This window comes from Polaribacter sp. 2405UD43-2, assembly GCF_058147125.1.
On the sequence record NZ_JBYVJX010000002.1, the window covers coordinates 140,752 to 157,282 of the forward strand.

Genomic DNA, 16,531 nt, shown 5'->3' on the forward strand with positions numbered 1-16,531 from the left:
ATTCAAAAATGGTTACAACTTATAGGAGAAAAATATGGTGCACAAAATCGTTTTTTTAGAAATGAAGCAAAAAATGCAGACACTCCAGCATTACCGCTAATTGGCAAAGATAGAGAACCTTATTATGTAGAATATGGTAAGAAAAAAGCAAATAATTTAAGATTATATTGTTTAAAAGCTAATTCAAATGTCGTTTTTCTTTTTAGTGGAGACATAAAAACAAAAAGCGCAAGATTGTTCAAATGTTAAAAAACATTTTAATTTAGCAAATACATTAACAAAAGCCATTGATAATGCTTTTAGAGAAGGCGATATTATTTGGAATGAAAATTGTACTTTAATTAGTTACAATAAAGATTTTATCCTTTATTATTAAAAAAACCAAAATGGAATTTCCTAAAGAAAACATACTAAATAACTGGTTAGAAGAAAATACAAACCAAGAAATTGATAGGTTTATTGAACGTAATTTAGAAATTACTCAAAAAGTATGTGCAGTTTTGAATAAAAGAAATATCAAGAAGAAAGAGTTTGCTAAAATGCTAAACAAAAGACCTTCCGAAGTTACAAAATGGTTATCTGGCTTACATAACTTAACATTAAAAAGTATAACAAAAATGGAAGTTGCTTTAGGAGTTAGTTTAATGAATCCAGAACCTCAATACATTTATTTAGGAAAAGTAGAAGGGGATTCTAAAAATTTAACTACAGCAATAGACAATTACGAACAAACTTATTACACGCAAGAGGCTGTATAAATGGCAGAAAACTTAATAATACCAGAAAAGATAAAATTATTTCATATTGAGGTTGTCAAAACTTATATTAATGACAATACTATTGATGAAAACTTAAATCTTGAATTTAGCGTTGCTCATAATACAAGACACAACCTCAAAGACGAACGTGTTAAAATAGAATTATTTATAAACTTATTATCACACCAAGAAATTGGAGTTAAGTTTCATATTGATTTTCATTATAATATTACTGACCTAAATAATCATTACAACTTAAATGAAGATGAAACACCAATCTTTTCAGGTCAGTTTATAGCTACACTTTTAGGTATTAGTTTTTCAACTGCAAGAGGTCTTATTTACCAGCAACTTCAAGAAACCAATTTTAAAGGAATGATCTTACCTGTTGTTTCGCCATTAAAAATGTTAGCATCACAAAAAAAAGTATAATAATATTTATTATTCAAAAAATTAAGTACTTATTTTATAAATATTGAAAGAGAAAAAGAATGGGTAATATCGCAACAAACTCTAATCAACAATTAGAAAAACTAACTGAAAGAGGTATGATTTTAGACTTTCCTGAAAAGAAAGTTAAAGAAATCTTATTAGATATTGGCTATTATAGACTTGGCTTTTATTGGAATCCTTTTGAAATAAATGAAAACCACGAATTTAAAGAAGGAACTAAATTTTCTGATGTTGTTAATTTATACTATTTAGATGTAGACTTGAGAAACTTATTGCTGAAGTATATTAAAAGAATAGAAATAAATTTTAGAACTAAAGTAGTTTATTATGTTTCTAACAAATACAAAGACTCTCCAACTTGGTTTATAGATTCTAAAGTAGTTAGCCAAAACTTAATAGATTCTTTTGATGAACACTACAATACAGAATTTAAAAGTAAAAACAAGCAAATAAAGTTACATCATAGAAAATATATAAATGATAAATATGCACCAGCTTGGAAAACTCTTGAATTTTTCACTTTTGGTGCTATTCTAAAAATATTTAAATCTTTAAATGATACTTCAATTAAAGAACGAATTTCTAACATATACGAAATAAGAAATCTAAAAAAGTTTACCAATCTTATGGAAACAATAGTTTTTATAAGAAATACTTGTGCACATAGTGGAGTTATTTTTGATTTAAATACACCAAGAGGTATTTCTATTGTACCAGGTATAGAGTTTAATAACAATAACAGAAGTACTTTAGATTCTTCAATAAAAATCATTTTATTTATCCTTGATAAAATTTCTAATGATAGAAAATTAGAATTAGAAACTGAAATTAAAAGGCTTTTTGATAATTATAAAGAGAACGATTCTATTAAAGAAATTATTGAAAATAAAATTGGATATAAATATTAATTAGGCATAGATATTGCTAATTAAATAATGTTTAGTACCTTTGTACTCATATTGCACCATTATTCATTTGCTTTAATGCTGCAAGTAAAAAAAATAATTATAAACCCAGACTTGCTCTGGGTTTTTCTTTTTTAGGTTCTGGTACGGTGGCTTAATTATTAGAAATAAATATCACTTATAAAACCGTTGTAATACTGCAACGGTTTTTTTAACCTCTATAAGGTTTTAATTTATTTCTTATAGTATAATCATTTCCTGAATAAAAGTCCTCAAAAGAAATCTCTCTTTGCTCATAAGCCTTACTTTTTCTGAAATGAAAATACTTGTTATAAATACCAGCAGTAAGTGTTATATATATTCTTTGCAAATTATTATGAAAAGTATGCTCTATTTTATCTACATAAAACATTCCACTACCTACTTTAGCTTTAACAAAAGAAATATCAATTTGCTCTCCTACTCTTGGTAAATATTTTAAATCATTACATTCAAACTGAAAAAAGTTCCCTAAATAATTTGTGTAAAAGACAATTTCCACTTTAGTAAAATCAAGATTATTTTCAAAAAACTCTTCATAAAACTCTTTAATGAGTTTAGTTACTTTAGATGAACTTAACTCTATAGCTTGAGAAATTTCTTTTATAGTGGGTAATTTTAAGTCGTTATCATCTAAATAATCTTTAGTAAAGATGAATTCTATAAAACCTTTATACTTGTTGTTTCCCTCAAATACCCTAATTACTTGCTCTTTCACAATCATTAAATCTATGATTGCTCTTTTTGTAGTGTATGTTTTTATCATTTTTAATTTTAAAAATAATAAAAAATATTGTGGGGAAAATGTGGGGATAATTAGTTTTGTAAAAAGTAAAAAGCCTTGACAATCAAAAGATTATCAAGACTTTCTGCGGTCTGGACGGGACTCGAACCCGCGACCCCCTGCGTGACAGGCAGGTATTCTAACCAGCTGAACTACCAGACCGTTGCTAATAGCGGATGCAAATATAAGCCTGTTTTTTAATCTGACAAAGAAATTTATAAAAAATTTCTTCTACTTATTAAATAATTTGTGAGAACTATATTAAAACCTTTATTAATATCTACAGGAATATAATCTATCTTATACTGCAAACATTTATTTTTCAAGTTATTAAAGAAATCCGAAACCATTTCTTTATACTTTTCTTGAATATTTTCTACAAAAATATTTATTTCATCACCCGATTCTACATCTACCATTTTTTTAGGATTGTTATCAAAAATTAAGTTAAACTCTGTTGCGGCATCGTAAGTATGAAATAAAACCACTTCATGTTTGTTAAATTTTAAATGACGTAAAGCATCAAATAATTCTTCTTTGTTTTTTGTAGTTTGAAACATATCTGTAAACAAAAAAATTAAAGATCTTCTATGAATTTTTTCTGCAATTTCGTGTAAATATTGATACGTTTCTGTTGTAGCTTTAGATGATGAAACTAACAATTGCTCTAATTGATGCAACAACATTTTTCGATGACGCTCACTCCCTTTTTCTGGCGCATAATATTCGTAAGAATCTGAATAAATACTTAAACCCACTGCATCTCTTTGACGTTTTAATATTTCCATTAAAGAGGCTGCTGCTGCAACAGAAAACCCAATCTTATTTAAATTATCTACAGTTTGTTTTTTTACAATAGGATAATGCATTGAAGCTGAATTATCAATAATAATATGACATCTTAAATTGGTTTCTTCTTCGTACTTTTTAGTGTATAGTTTTTCGGTTTTGGCAAATAATTTCCAATCGATATGACGTGTGCTTTCTCCTTTATTGTATAATTTGTGTTCAGAAAACTCAACCGAAAATCCGTGAAACGGACTTTTATGCATTCCTGTTATAAAACCTTCTACCACTTGTTTTGCCAACAAATCGAGGTTTTTTATTTCTGAAGTATGTATTTCGGATAAGTTTATCATTAAGTATCGAAAATAAAAAAAGGTTTGACGTTAGCCAAACCTTTATCTTATTTATATGTTAATACTATTAAAGTACAGCATCAATTTTACCTGTGTATACATTTTTTGGAGCAACTCCTACTTGCTTATCTACCACTTCTCCGTTCTTAAAAATTAAAACAGTAGGTATATTTCTTACTCCATATTTTGCTGCAAATTCTTGGTTTGCATCAACATCTACTTTACCAACAATAGCTTTACCATCATATTCTGTGTGAATTTCATCAACAATTGGTCCAACCATTCTACAAGGACCACACCAAGCTGCCCAAAAATCTACTAATACTGGTTTGTCTGATTTTAATACTACTTCATCAAAAGTTGCATCTGTAATTTCTAATGCCATTTTATAATTATTTTAAATTGTAACTCTATTTTTATTTAAACAAAAGTAATCAAATATTTTACCAAAACAATTTTCTTAAAATTACTTTTTGTTATTTGTCTATCAAAAGTCTTTATGCTTACAACTAAAACAACTCTTTTGCTATTGCGTGCACATTATCACTTTTTCCCATAGAATAATAATGTAATACAGGAACTCCTGCAGCTAATAATTCTTTAGATTGCTGTATTGCAAACTCAATACCAACTTTACGAACGTCTTTATTTGTTTTACATTTTTCTACTTCAGAAATTAAAGTTTCTGGCAAATCAATCTTAAAAACTTGCGGCAATAATTGCAAATGACGTTTTACTGCAATGGGTTTAATTCCTGGAATTATAGGTACATTAATTCCTGCTTTTTTTGCAGCTTCTACAAAGTCAAAATACTTCTGATTATCAAAAAACATTTGTGTTACCACGTAATCTGCACCTGCATCAACTTTTTCTTTTAAGCGTTTTAAATCGGTTTGTAAAGACGGAGCTTCTAAATGTTTTTCTGGATACCCTGCAACGCCAATACAAAAATCTGCTTTGTTAGAAGCCTCAACAACATCGTGTAAATATTTACCAGAATTCAAATCTTGAATTTGAGTTACCAAATCTTTTGCAAAATGATTTCCTCCATTATTGGGTTCAAAATATTTTTGATGACTCATTGCATCTCCTCTCAACGCCATTACATTGTCTATTCCTAAATAATGACAATCTACCAAAACATATTCTGTTTCTTCTTTTGTAAAACCTCCACACAAAACATGAGGCACAGTATCTACATTATATTTGTGTTTAATTGCTGCACAAATACCTACAGTTCCTGGGCGCATTCTGGTTATTTTTCTATCTAACAATCCATTTTTTTCGATATAAATATATTCTTCTCTAGACGTTGTAACATCTATAAATGGCGGTTTAAACTCCATTAACGGATCTATATTATTGTATAAATCTTGAATATTATTTCCTTTTTTTGGCGGAATAATTTCAAATGAAAACAATGTTTTTCCGTTTGCTTTTTTAATGTGATCTGTAACTTTCATAAGCCTCCCATAATCCCTCCAAAGGAGGGAAATTCTTACTCGGTATTTTTAAATTCTTAATTTATTCTTTTTGGCGTTTCCTAAAGGTCGCGCTTTTCGTTTTATCTTTTTTTCGTTCCTCTAAAAAGGTTGTCAATGCAATCGCTAACGCAACTTATTTACTAACTTTTTTCATCATCAAAACTCTTTTAAAAACTAATTTACATAAGAGTGTTCCTCCCTTTTGGAAGATTAAGATGGTTTTTACTCTTGCGCAAGAGTAGGGTGCAACCACTTTCTTGCTTTTTCTTTTGTAATTCCTTTTCTTTCTGAATAATCTGTAACTTGATCATCTGTAATTTTACCCAAACCAAAATATTTAGCTTCTTTATTTGCAAAGTAATACCCAGAAACTGCTGCTGCTGGCCACATTGCTAAACTTTCTGTGAGCTTTACTCCTATTTGATTTTCTACATCTAACAAACTCCAAATGGTTTCTTTTTCTAAATGATCTGGACACGCAGGATAACCTGGTGCAGGTCTAATTCCTTTATAACTTTCTTTTATTAAATCATCGTTAGTTAAGTCTTCATTAGCAGCATAACCCCAATGTTTTGTTCTAATTTGTTTGTGCAAATATTCTGCAAAAGCTTCTGCAAACCTGTCTGCAATGGCTTGCGCCATAATTGCATTGTAATCATCTTCTTTTGCTTTGTAAGCATCTGCTAATTCTTGAGCCCCAAAAACACCCACACAAAAAGCGCCAACATAATCTGTTTTATTAGAGTCTTTGGGTGCTATAAAATCTGCTAAAGCAATATTCGGAATTCCTTCGCGCTTTTTTAATTGTTGACGTAAAGTTCTAAAAACAACTTTATTGTTTTTAGATTTCTCGACTTGGCTCGAAATGACATTTTTATTTCTATTTGGCTTTATTGAAACCTCAATATCATCCTCATTAATTGCATTTGCTTCAAACAAACCAAAAATGGCTTTGGGTTTTAAAAGTTGTTTAGCAATGATTTCTTGAATCATTTCTAGGGCATCATTATACAATTCTCTTGCTTGTTCGCCCACAACTTTATCTGTTAAAATTGCTGGAAATTTTCCGTGTAAATCCCAGCTTCTAAAAAACGGACTCCAATCTATAAATGGCTCTAGTTCTTTTAAACTCAATTGTTCTAAAGTTTGAATTCCTAATTCTTTTGGTTTTACAATTTCTGATGTTTGCCAATCAATTTTATATTTACGTTTACGAGCTTCATCAATAGAAATATATTTTTTTTCTTTTCCTCGTTTTAAAAATTTGTTTCTAAATTCATCATAATCTCTCTTTAGCTTAACAACGTACTCATTAGCAGTTTTTTTGTTTAATAAATCGCCTACAACAGTTACCGCTCTTGATGCGTCATTTACGTGAACTACTGCGTTTTTATACTGGGTATCAATCTTAACAGCTGTATGTGCTTTAGATGTGGTTGCCCCACCAATTAATAGCGGTAATTCAAAATTTTGACGTTGCATTTCTTTGGCTAAATAGACCATTTCATCTAAAGAAGGTGTTATTAATCCGCTTAAACCAATAGCATCTACACGCTCGTCAATTGCAGTTTGAATGATTTTTTCTGGAGGAACCATAACACCTAAATCTACAATTTCGTAATTATTACAAGCCAAAACAACACTCACAATATTTTTACCAATATCGTGCACATCGCCTTTAACAGTAGCCATCAAGATTTTTCCAACTGGCTCTGATTTATCAGATTTTGCAGCCTCAATAAACGGATTTAAATACCCAACTGCTTTTTTCATCACACGTGCAGATTTTACTACTTGTGGCAAGAACATTTTTCCTGCTCCAAATAAATCTCCAACTACATTCATACCAATCATTAAATGACCTTCTATGACTTCTATTGGTGCTTTAGCTTCTTGTCTGGCTTGTTCTACATCCTCTATAATAAAGGCATCAATTCCTTTTACCAATGCGTGTGTAATTCTATCTTGTAAAGGATTTTCTCTCCAAGATAAATCAACAGTTTTTTCTTTTTTAGAACCTTTAACTGTTTCAGCAAAATCGAGTAAACGCTCTGTGGCATCATTACGTCTATCGAGAATTACATCTTCTACGTGTTCTAATAAATCCTTTGGAATATCATCATAAACCTCTAACATTGCTGGATTTACAATACCCATATTCATCCCATTTTGAATGGCATAATACAAGAAAACAGAGTGCATTGCTTCACGAACACCATTGTTACCTCTAAAAGAAAACGAAACATTACTTACACCACCACTTACAGAAACATTGGGTAAATTTTGACGAACCCATCTTGTGGCTTCTATAAAATCGATGGCATTTTTACGGTGTTCTTCCATTCCTGTGGCAACAGGAAAAATGTTTAAATCGAAAATGATATCTTCTGATGGAAAGTTGACTTTATTCACTAAAATATCATAAGAACGTTTAGCAATTTCTATTCTACGTTCGTAATTATCTGCTTGCCCAACTTCATCAAAAGCCATTACAATTACTGCTGCTCCATAACGTTTGATTTGAGTAGCTTCCCAAATAAACTTTTCTTCTCCTTCTTTTAAAGAAATTGAATTCACCACACATTTACCCTGTACAACTTGTAAACCTGCTTCAATGATTTCCCATTTGGAAGAATCAATCATAATTGGTACTCTACAAATATCTGGTTCTGCAGCAATTAAGTTTAAAAAACGAACCATTGCTTCTTTTCCATCAATTAAACCATCATCCATATTAATATCGATGATTTGCGCTCCACCATCTACTTGATGTCTTGCAATATCAAGTGCTTCATCAAATTTTTCTTCTTTGATTAAGCGTAAGAATTTTTTTGAACCCGCAACATTTGTTCTTTCTCCAACATTTATAAAATTGCTATTCTCGTTTAAAACCAAGGGTTCTAAACCAGATAAACGCATATATTTTTCTTGTTTTATCTTCATCTTCTTTCTTTCCTTTTAATGAGACCTTTCGACTGCGCTCAAGGTGACAGCTTCTCTAGGTTTGTATTTTGCAGCAATATTTGCAATTTCTCTAATATGCTCTGGACTTGTACCACAACATCCACCAATAATATTGATGAGATTCTTCTTTAAATATTCTTCTATCTGCTCTCCCATTTCTTCTGGCGTTTCATCATACTCACCAAACGCATTTGGTAATCCTGCATTGGGATGTGCAGAAATTGCAAAGTCGGTTTTATTGGCAATTGCCTCTAAATGAGGTTGTAATAAATTAGCTCCAAGAGCACAATTAAATCCGACAGATAATAATGGAATGTGAGAAACTGAAATTAAAAAGGCTTCTGCTGTTTGCCCAGATAATGTTCTACCTGAAGCATCTGTGATTGTGCCACTTAACATTACAGGAATTTCTATATTTCTTTCTTCTTTTACTTGTTCAATAGCAAATAAGGCAGCTTTTGCATTTAAAGTATCAAACACGGTTTCTACTAATAATAAATCTACTCCGCCATCAACTAAAGCCTCAGTTTGTTGTTTGTATGCAATTCTTAATTCATTAAAAGTTACAGCTCTATATCCAGGGTCGTTTACATCTGGAGACATACTTGCAGTTCTATTTGTGGGCCCTATAGAACCTGCAACAAAACGTGGTTTGTGTGGTTCTTTTGCTGTAAACTCAACTGCAACTTCTTTGGCTATTTTTGCAGATTGATAATTTAACTCATACACCAAATCTTCCATTTGATAATCTGCCATCGCTATTGTAGTACCAGAAAACGTATTGGTTTCTACAATATCTGCACCTGCTTCAAAATATTTTCCGTGGATGGTTTTGATAGCTTCTGGCTGGGTAATTGACAACAAATCGTTGTTCCCTTGCAAAGGTGTTGGATAGTCTTTAAAGCGTTCTCCTCTAAAATCTTCTTCAGTGAATTTGTAAGCTTGTAGCATAGTACCCATAGCACCATCTAATACTAAAATTCGTTCTTGTAAAGCTTTATATATGTTTGACATATTTTATTTTTTTAATATGTCATCAGGAAAAGTGAAGTGTTTTCGCTGTTATCTGTCAGAATAAAAATTCTGTAGAATGTAGCACCTTTCTCTAAAATGAGAGGTTGCCAAGGTTTCAACGGGTCTAATCCCTCTGCCTTTCGTGATAACGTAATCAATAAGTTTATGAACTATTTTGCAAAGAAAAGGATTATTTTTTTATTTGCAGAATGTATTTAAAAAAACTATTCTTTTTCGAATAAAGTTGATGATAAATATCTATCTCCTCTGTCGCAAATTATTGCAACTACAACACCTTTATCAATTTTTTCTGCAATTTTTAATGCACTAGCAACTGCTCCTCCACTACTCATACCTGCAAAAACTCCTTCTTCTGCTGCCAATCTTTGCGTCATTTCTTTTGCTTCTGCCGTACTCACTTCTAAAACTTCATCTACTTTTTTACGATTAAAAATAGCAGGAATATAATCTCCTTCCCATTTTCTAATTCCTGGGATTTTAGATTCACCATTTGGTTGAACACCAATAATAGTGACCTCTTTATTTTGTTCTTTTAAGTAATCTGAAACCCCCATTATTGTTCCTGTTGTTCCCATTGCTGAAACAAAATGCGTAATTTCTCCTTCTGTGTCTTTCCAAATTTCTGGACCTGTTGTATTGTAATGTGCTTTAGAATTGTCTGTATTATCAAACTGATTCAATCTAAAATATCCTTTTTTATACTTTAATTTTAAAGCATAATCTCTAGAGCCTTCCATACCTAATTCTTGTGGAGTTAAAATTACTTTTGCTCCGTAAGAACGCATTGTTTTTACTCTTTCTTCTGTAGAGTTTTCTGGCAAAACCAACACCATATTGACTCCTAAAACCTTTGCCATTAAAGCTAAAGCAATTCCTGTATTTCCACTTGTAGCTTCAACTAAAGTATCGCCTTTTCTAATATTTTTTCTTTTTATTGCTTCAGAAATCATATTGTATGCAGCTCTATCTTTTACGCTTCCACCAGGATTATTACCTTCTAATTTTAGTAATAATTTTACGCCTTCTTTTTTTAGAATATTTTGTACTTCCACCAAAGGTGTGTTACCTACAAAATCTATAATACTTTTTGTTTTCATTTTACTTTCTTTTTGTAATAAAATTATTAGATTCTACAGTAACTACCGAGTTTTCTGAAATAGATTCTGTAATGCAAACATTTGCACCAATTACAGAATTTTTACCAATAACAACGTTACCCCCTAAAATAGTTGCATTTGCATAAATTACCACTCCATTTTCTATGGTTGGATGTCTTTTTGTAGATGCTAAACTTTTCTTGACTTGGATTCCGCCTAATGTAACTCCTTGAAAAATCTGTACATTATCTTTAATAACAGTTGTTTCTCCAATAACAATTCCTGTTGCGTGATCTATAAAAAATGATTCTCCTATTTCTGCTCCTGGATGTATATCTGTGCCTGTTATGCTGTGCGCAAATTCGCTCATCATTCTTGGTAAAATAGGAGTTTTTAATTTTTCTAATTGATGACTCAATCTGTAAACAGCAATTGCATAAAAACCAGGATACGCCAAATAAACTTCTGCTAAACTTTTTGCAGCTGGATCGTTTTTAAGAGCTGCTTCTGCATCTAAATCTAATTTTTGTCTGATAGAAATAAAAGAGTTTTCAAAATTATTCCATAAAATTTCTCCATCATCAATAGATAATCTTTCTAAAATTTTTAAAAATTTGATTCTTGTTTCTGCCCCACTTTCTGATAAATTATTTACATCAAATAAATTATTAATCAATTGCTTTGTAAAAATTGCTACAGCATCTCTTAAACACATACTGTAGTTTTTAAATGCAACTATTTGCGCTACTTCTTTCATTTATAGTCTTAACTTTCTGGTGCCAACTCCACTTCTAGCCCCTCCATTTCTGGTGTCATTTGTATTTGGCACCCCAATCTACTGTTGTCTTCTACGTTAAATGCTTCTGCTAACATTGCGTCTTCATCATCTGTCATTTCTGGTAATTCGTGCTCTGATTTTACATAACATTGACAAGAAGCACACATTGCCATTCCGCCGCAAATCCCTATGGTTCCTTCTTCTGCTAATTCATAAGAACGTACAACTTCCATCAGGTTCATTGCCATATCTGTTGGCGCAACAACTTGGTGAGTTTCACCATTTCTATCTGTAATTTTAATATTGATGTCTTGCATCTATTTCTTTTTTTAAAATTTGTCTGCAAAGTTACACAAACCTAACAACAATCAATATCTTATTGAATTGCTTTTACAACTGCTTTTGGTGCTTCTTTTTTTGTACCATCAAAACCTTCTACACCACCAACAGTTGTATATTTCATCACGTATTTTTTATTTGGAAAAATTCTTTTATATGCACTTTGACACATTAAAGTTGCCTCGTGGAAACCACATAAAATCAATTTTAATTTTCCAGGATACGTGTTTACATCGCCAATAGCATAAACTCCTTCTATGTTTGTTTGATAATCTAAAGCATTATTTACTTTAATGGCATTTTTCTCTATTTCTAATCCCCAATTGGCAATGGGTCCTAATTTTGGTGACAAACCAAATAATGGAATAAAATGATCTGTATCAATAATAAAAGCATCTTCACCTTTTCTCTCAACAGCAACACCTGTTACTTTTTCCGTGCCTAAAATTCCTTTTACTTCTGCAGGAGTTACAATGTTTATCTTGCCTAAATTCTTTAATTCTTGTACTTTTTCTACAGAATCTAAAGCGCCTCTAAATTCGTTTCTTCTGTGAATTAATGTTACTTCTGATGCAACATCTGACAAGAAAATTGCCCAATCTAAAGCTGAATCTCCACCACCAGAGATTACTACTTTTTTATCTCTGTAGATTTCAGGTTCTTTTATGATGTACTCTACACCTTTATCTTCAAAATCTGCAATATTTTGAATTAATGGTTTTCTTGGTTCAAAAGAACCTAAACCACCTGCAATAGCAACAACTTTTGCGTGATGTTTTGTTCCTTTATTGGTGGTTACAATAAATGTACCATCCTCTTGTTTATCTATTGTTTCTGCTCTTTCTCCTAAAGTAAAACCAGGTTCAAATTGTTTAATTTGCTCCATTAATTTATGCGTTAAATCTCCTGCTAAAATCTCTGGATATGCAGGAATATCATAAATTGGTTTCTTCGGATAAATCTCTGAACACTGACCTCCAGGTTGTGCTAATGCATCAATTAAATGACACTTTAGTTTTAATAAACCTGCCTCAAAAACGGTAAATAATCCTGTGGGTCCTGCTCCAATAATTAGTATGTCTGTTGTAATCATATTTTTTTGCTTTTAGCTATTTGCTTTTAGCCGTTCGCTAATTGCTAATTGCAAAAAGCTAAAGGCTACTAAACATTTTATTTCTCTACTAAACTTTTTGTAAATTTATTTAGTTTTTCTACTTTTTCTTCAAAGTTACCTTTGAGTGTTTTTCTATATTTATTTAAATTCTGTACCAAATCATTAATATTTTCTGGAATTACATCTTCAAAAAACTGACGTAATCTTTTGGCGGTTGTTGGTGATTTTCCGTTGGTAGAAATCGCAATTTTCACATTTCCTTTGGTTACAATTCCGCCCATATAAAAATCGCAATAGGGTGGATTATCAGCAACATTTACCAATATATTTCTTTCTTTACAATCTTTGTAAACTTGCACATTTACATCAACTTTATTTGTTGTAGCAATTACAATATGCTTGTTTTTTAAATAAGCGTTATTGTAACTATCAACAATCATTTTAACATCAAACTTGTTTGCCAAATCTTTTGTTTCTTCTCTAAAAAAAGGAGAAACCATTGTTATTATTGAGTTTGGACTTGACTTTAACAGAAATGATAATTTCTCAAATGCCACAAAACCTCCGCCAACAATTAACGTTTCTAATTGATGCGTTTTTAAAAAAATAGGATATAACTCGTTTTGCTGCATTATACCACTTCTTTTAACAAATTTTCTTGCTGATATTGTACATTCAATATTTTTTGACGATGTTTTACAACATCACCCAAAACAATAATTGCAGGATTTTTTAATTCTTGTTTTTTAACGACTTCTAAAATAGTATCTACAGTACCTATTCCTATTTTTTCTTTTATCGTTGTTCCGTTTTGAATTATGGCAACTGACAACTCATTTTTACCTTGTTTTTGAAATAGTTTTACAATTTGAGGCAGTTTGCTCATTCCCATTAAAACAACCACAGTTGCATTCGATTTTGCGGCCAAAGCCACATCATTTGATAATTTATGCTCTTTTGTGGTTCCTGTAATTACCCAAAAACTCTCTGCACTTCCTCTTTTTGTTAGTGGAATATTTTGATAAGCAGGCACTGCTAATGAAGATGAAATACCTGGAACAACAGCTATTTCTAAACCGAAATTGGCAGCATATTCCATTTCTTCTGCACCTCTACCAAAAATAAATGGGTCACCTCCTTTTAAACGAACTACGTGTCTATGTGTATTTGCACGTGCAACAATTAGCTCATTTATTTGTTCTTGCTGATATCTGTAACAACCTCTTCTTTTGCCTACAAAAATTAGTTCTGCATTTGGTTTAACATATTCTAATAATTCTTTATTTACCAGAGCATCATATAAAACCACATCTGCAGTTTTTAAAACTTTAATTGCTTTTAAAGTTATTAAATCTACATCACCAGGACCAGCACCTATTACAGTTAGGCGCCCCTTTTTATCCCCCAAAGGGGGAAATAATGGGTTTTTATTTTCTTTAATTTTTTCTAACATTATTAAACTGTTTCTGTGGTTTTTATTAAATCTCCTTCTCTAAAAGCTCTTACTTTTTGTAAAAATAGGGTAGCATCTTCTATATATTTTTCTGCAAATTCTTTTGTTGGTGCATTTTTATTTATCTGATAAATGAATTCTGAAAAAGAGGTTTCTAAATCTATTTTATGAGTTTTAATAAAGAATTCATCAAACTGTTTAATGATGGAAGCTTGAGAATTTGTCTTTTTATTTTCTGCTAATAATAAAGCCTTTGCAGAGTTTACCAAAGAACGATATGTATGATAAATAGAATGAGAATATACTTTATTTTTAAAAGCTTCTTTTGCTTCATCAATTTTTTCTTCACTCTCTAAAAACAACGTTGCTATTAAATCGATAATAACTCCTGCACATTCTCCAATTCCGATTTCTTTTACATATTTTTCTTGTTCTCCCCAATCAATAAAATCTTGTTGTTTTAAATTTGATACGTCTTGTAAATCGTTTAAAAGATTGTAAAAATACTTCTCTCCTTTTTCTTTATAATATTCCACAAACAGTTTTCCGTTTGCGTTTTTTTCAAAATCATTTAAAATTCTACGCAAAGCTTCTGGGCCTCTTCTGCTTGGAACTTTTACAACTTTGTCTGCTAACAGCGCATTTCCATTACCTAAATTACCACCACCTAACAACACTTGTAAAGCAGGAGCAACTAATTTATTTGGCGTACGAACTGACATTCCTTGAAAACCAATATTTGCCATATTATGTTGCCCACAAGCATTCATACAACCACTAATTTTTATAACTAAATCTTCGTTTTTTAAATACTGAGGATATTCTGCTGCAATGACTCTTTCTAACTCTTTTGCAATTCCTGTACTACTTGCAATTCCTAAGTTGCAAGTGTCTGTACCAGGACAAGCAGTAATATCTACAGCTTTGTTATAACCCGTTTCTGCAAAGCCTAATTTTTCTAATTCTTGATAGAAAAACGGAACTAAATCTTCTTTTACAAAAGGAATTAAAATATTTTGACGCAAGGTTAAACGAATTTCACCAGCAGCATATTTTTCTACTAAATTGGCTAATAACCTTGCTTTATCTGTATAAAAATCTCCTAATAAAACTTTTATACCAATTGCAACATAACCTTCTTGTTTTTGGGTAATAATATTTGTTGATTTCCAACTATTAAAAGCTTGTTGGTTTTTAATAATTGCTTTTGGAATCTCTTTTATTTCTACTGGTTTTGAAACTTGATAAGCATTTGCATCTATAGCTACTGTTTTAAATTCTATAGCGTTTTGTTCTTGGGCAACTAATTCTTTAAAAGCCTCTAAACCAATATCTTTTAATAAGAATTTCATTCTAGCTTTGGCTCTACTTTTACGCTCACCATATCTATCAAAAATTCTTAAAACACCTTCCATAGTTGGAATAATTTTATCCGAAGGAAGAAAATCATATAACACATCTGCGTGTCTTGGTTGCGATCCTAAGCCTCCACCAATCATCACTTTAAAACCACGAATTCCGCCTTTTATTTTTGCTATAAAACCTAAATCGTGGATATATGACAAGCCTGTATCTTCATCCGAAGAGGAAAAAGATACCTTAAATTTACGTCCCATTTCTTGACAAATTGGGTTTCTTAAAAAGAACTTAAAAAGTGCTTCTGCATAAGGAGATACATCAAAAGGTTCGTTAACATCTATACCAGCAGTTTCTGAAGCTGTTACGTTTCTTACAGTATTACCACAAGCTTCTCTTAAAGTAACTTTATCGCGCTCTAATTCTGCCCACAATTCTGGAGTTCTGTTTAAATCTACATAATGAATTTGAATATCTTGACGCGTTGTAATATGCAATCTCCCTCTAGAATATTCATCAGAAACATCTGCAATTCTGCGCAATTGATTGCTTTTTACTTTACCATAAGGCAACTTTATACGAATCATTTGTACGCCTTGCTGACGCTGACCGTAAACACCTCTTGCTAAACGTAAACTTCTAAATTTTTCTTCATCAATTTGTAGATTATTGAATTTTGCAATTTTATCTGCCAACTCAATAATGTCTTTTTCTACAACCGGATTTTCGATTTCTGTTCTAAAACTTTGCATAAAATCTCCCTATTAACCTCCTTTTTAGAGAAGGAATTCTTACTTGGACGATAAGAAATTTGTTTATTTTTTTCTTCTTTT

16 protein-coding genes, 1 tRNA gene and 1 riboswitch are annotated in these 16,531 nt (G+C 31.1%); of the genes, 3 read left to right on the forward strand and 14 right to left on the reverse strand.

From position 1 onward, the window contains the following. The first annotated feature begins 386 nt into the window (after positions 1-386). Genes ACY2RX_RS03910 through ACY2RX_RS03920 form a run of 3 tightly spaced genes read left to right on the forward strand, consistent with a single transcriptional unit; the run spans position 387 to position 2,119 of the window. Positions 387-758: a helix-turn-helix domain-containing protein gene (locus tag ACY2RX_RS03910; RefSeq protein WP_490102655.1), complete on the forward strand. Its 372-nt coding sequence runs from the start codon at positions 387-389 to the stop codon at positions 756-758. Continuing rightward, on the forward strand, positions 759-1,190 hold the full coding sequence (locus ACY2RX_RS03915; RefSeq protein ID WP_490102656.1) for a hypothetical protein: 432 nt from the start codon (positions 759-761) through the stop codon (positions 1,188-1,190). A gap of 59 nt (positions 1,191-1,249) precedes the next feature. After that, complete coding sequence (locus ACY2RX_RS03920; RefSeq protein ID WP_490102657.1) at positions 1,250-2,119, forward strand: Abi family protein; 870 nt, start codon at positions 1,250-1,252, stop codon at positions 2,117-2,119. Between the two features lie 208 nt (positions 2,120-2,327). On the opposite strand, the gene ACY2RX_RS03925 is transcribed toward ACY2RX_RS03920, so the two are convergent. From ACY2RX_RS03925 to ACY2RX_RS03990, 14 genes are all read right to left on the reverse strand, one after another. Then, positions 2,328-2,921, reverse strand: a complete 594-nt coding sequence (locus ACY2RX_RS03925) for a hypothetical protein (RefSeq protein WP_490102658.1) — start codon at positions 2,919-2,921, stop codon at positions 2,328-2,330. A gap of 106 nt (positions 2,922-3,027) precedes the next feature. Next, a tRNA-Asp gene (locus tag ACY2RX_RS03930) sits at positions 3,028-3,101 on the reverse strand. A 53-nt stretch (positions 3,102-3,154) separates the two neighbouring features. Then, on the reverse strand, positions 3,155-4,078 hold the full coding sequence (locus ACY2RX_RS03935) for a DUF58 domain-containing protein (protein WP_490102659.1): 924 nt from the start codon (positions 4,076-4,078) through the stop codon (positions 3,155-3,157). Positions 4,079-4,145: 67 nt separating this feature from the next. Continuing rightward, complete coding sequence (gene trxA, locus ACY2RX_RS03940) at positions 4,146-4,463, reverse strand: thioredoxin (RefSeq protein ID WP_490102660.1); 318 nt, start codon at positions 4,461-4,463, stop codon at positions 4,146-4,148. 124 nt (positions 4,464-4,587) lie between these two features. Further along, positions 4,588-5,541 carry a methylenetetrahydrofolate reductase [NAD(P)H] gene (gene metF, locus ACY2RX_RS03945; protein WP_490102661.1) on the reverse strand — a complete coding sequence of 318 codons (954 nt, stop codon included), beginning with the start codon at positions 5,539-5,541 and terminating at the stop codon, positions 4,588-4,590. A gap of 243 nt (positions 5,542-5,784) precedes the next feature. Then, positions 5,785-8,505 (reverse strand): methionine synthase, encoded by a 2,721-nt coding sequence (gene metH / locus ACY2RX_RS03950; RefSeq protein WP_490102662.1) that lies wholly within the window; start codon positions 8,503-8,505, stop codon positions 5,785-5,787. 15 nt (positions 8,506-8,520) lie between these two features. Further along, complete coding sequence (locus tag ACY2RX_RS03955) at positions 8,521-9,540, reverse strand: homocysteine S-methyltransferase family protein (RefSeq protein ID WP_490102663.1); 1,020 nt, start codon at positions 9,538-9,540, stop codon at positions 8,521-8,523. 45 nt (positions 9,541-9,585) lie between these two features. After that, a riboswitch (SAM riboswitch) is annotated at positions 9,586-9,692 on the reverse strand. A 72-nt stretch (positions 9,693-9,764) separates the two neighbouring features. Beyond that, entirely contained in the window at positions 9,765-10,658 is an 894-nt protein-coding gene (gene cysM / locus ACY2RX_RS03960) for a cysteine synthase CysM (RefSeq protein ID WP_490102664.1), read from the reverse strand. 1 nt (position 10,659) lies between these two features. Next, entirely contained in the window at positions 10,660-11,415 is a 756-nt protein-coding gene (gene epsC / locus ACY2RX_RS03965) for a serine O-acetyltransferase EpsC (protein WP_490102665.1), read from the reverse strand. Positions 11,416-11,423: 8 nt separating this feature from the next. Continuing rightward, positions 11,424-11,753 carry a 2Fe-2S iron-sulfur cluster-binding protein gene (locus ACY2RX_RS03970; RefSeq protein WP_490102666.1) on the reverse strand — a complete coding sequence of 110 codons (330 nt, stop codon included), beginning with the start codon at positions 11,751-11,753 and terminating at the stop codon, positions 11,424-11,426. A 59-nt stretch (positions 11,754-11,812) separates the two neighbouring features. Beyond that, positions 11,813-12,868, reverse strand: coding sequence for an NAD(P)/FAD-dependent oxidoreductase (locus tag ACY2RX_RS03975; protein ID WP_490102667.1), 1,056 nt, complete (start codon positions 12,866-12,868; stop codon positions 11,813-11,815). Between the two features lie 77 nt (positions 12,869-12,945). Continuing rightward, positions 12,946-13,521, reverse strand: coding sequence for a precorrin-2 dehydrogenase/sirohydrochlorin ferrochelatase family protein (locus ACY2RX_RS03980; protein WP_490102668.1), 576 nt, complete (start codon positions 13,519-13,521; stop codon positions 12,946-12,948). Further along, positions 13,521-14,342: a uroporphyrinogen-III C-methyltransferase gene (gene cobA / locus ACY2RX_RS03985; protein WP_490102669.1), complete on the reverse strand. Its 822-nt coding sequence runs from the start codon at positions 14,340-14,342 to the stop codon at positions 13,521-13,523. The genes ACY2RX_RS03980 and cobA overlap by 1 nt, the downstream gene beginning before the upstream one ends. Positions 14,343-14,344: 2 nt before the next feature. After that, entirely contained in the window at positions 14,345-16,450 is a 2,106-nt protein-coding gene (locus tag ACY2RX_RS03990) for a HEPN domain-containing protein (protein ID WP_490102670.1), read from the reverse strand. Positions 16,451-16,531 lie beyond the last annotated feature (81 nt).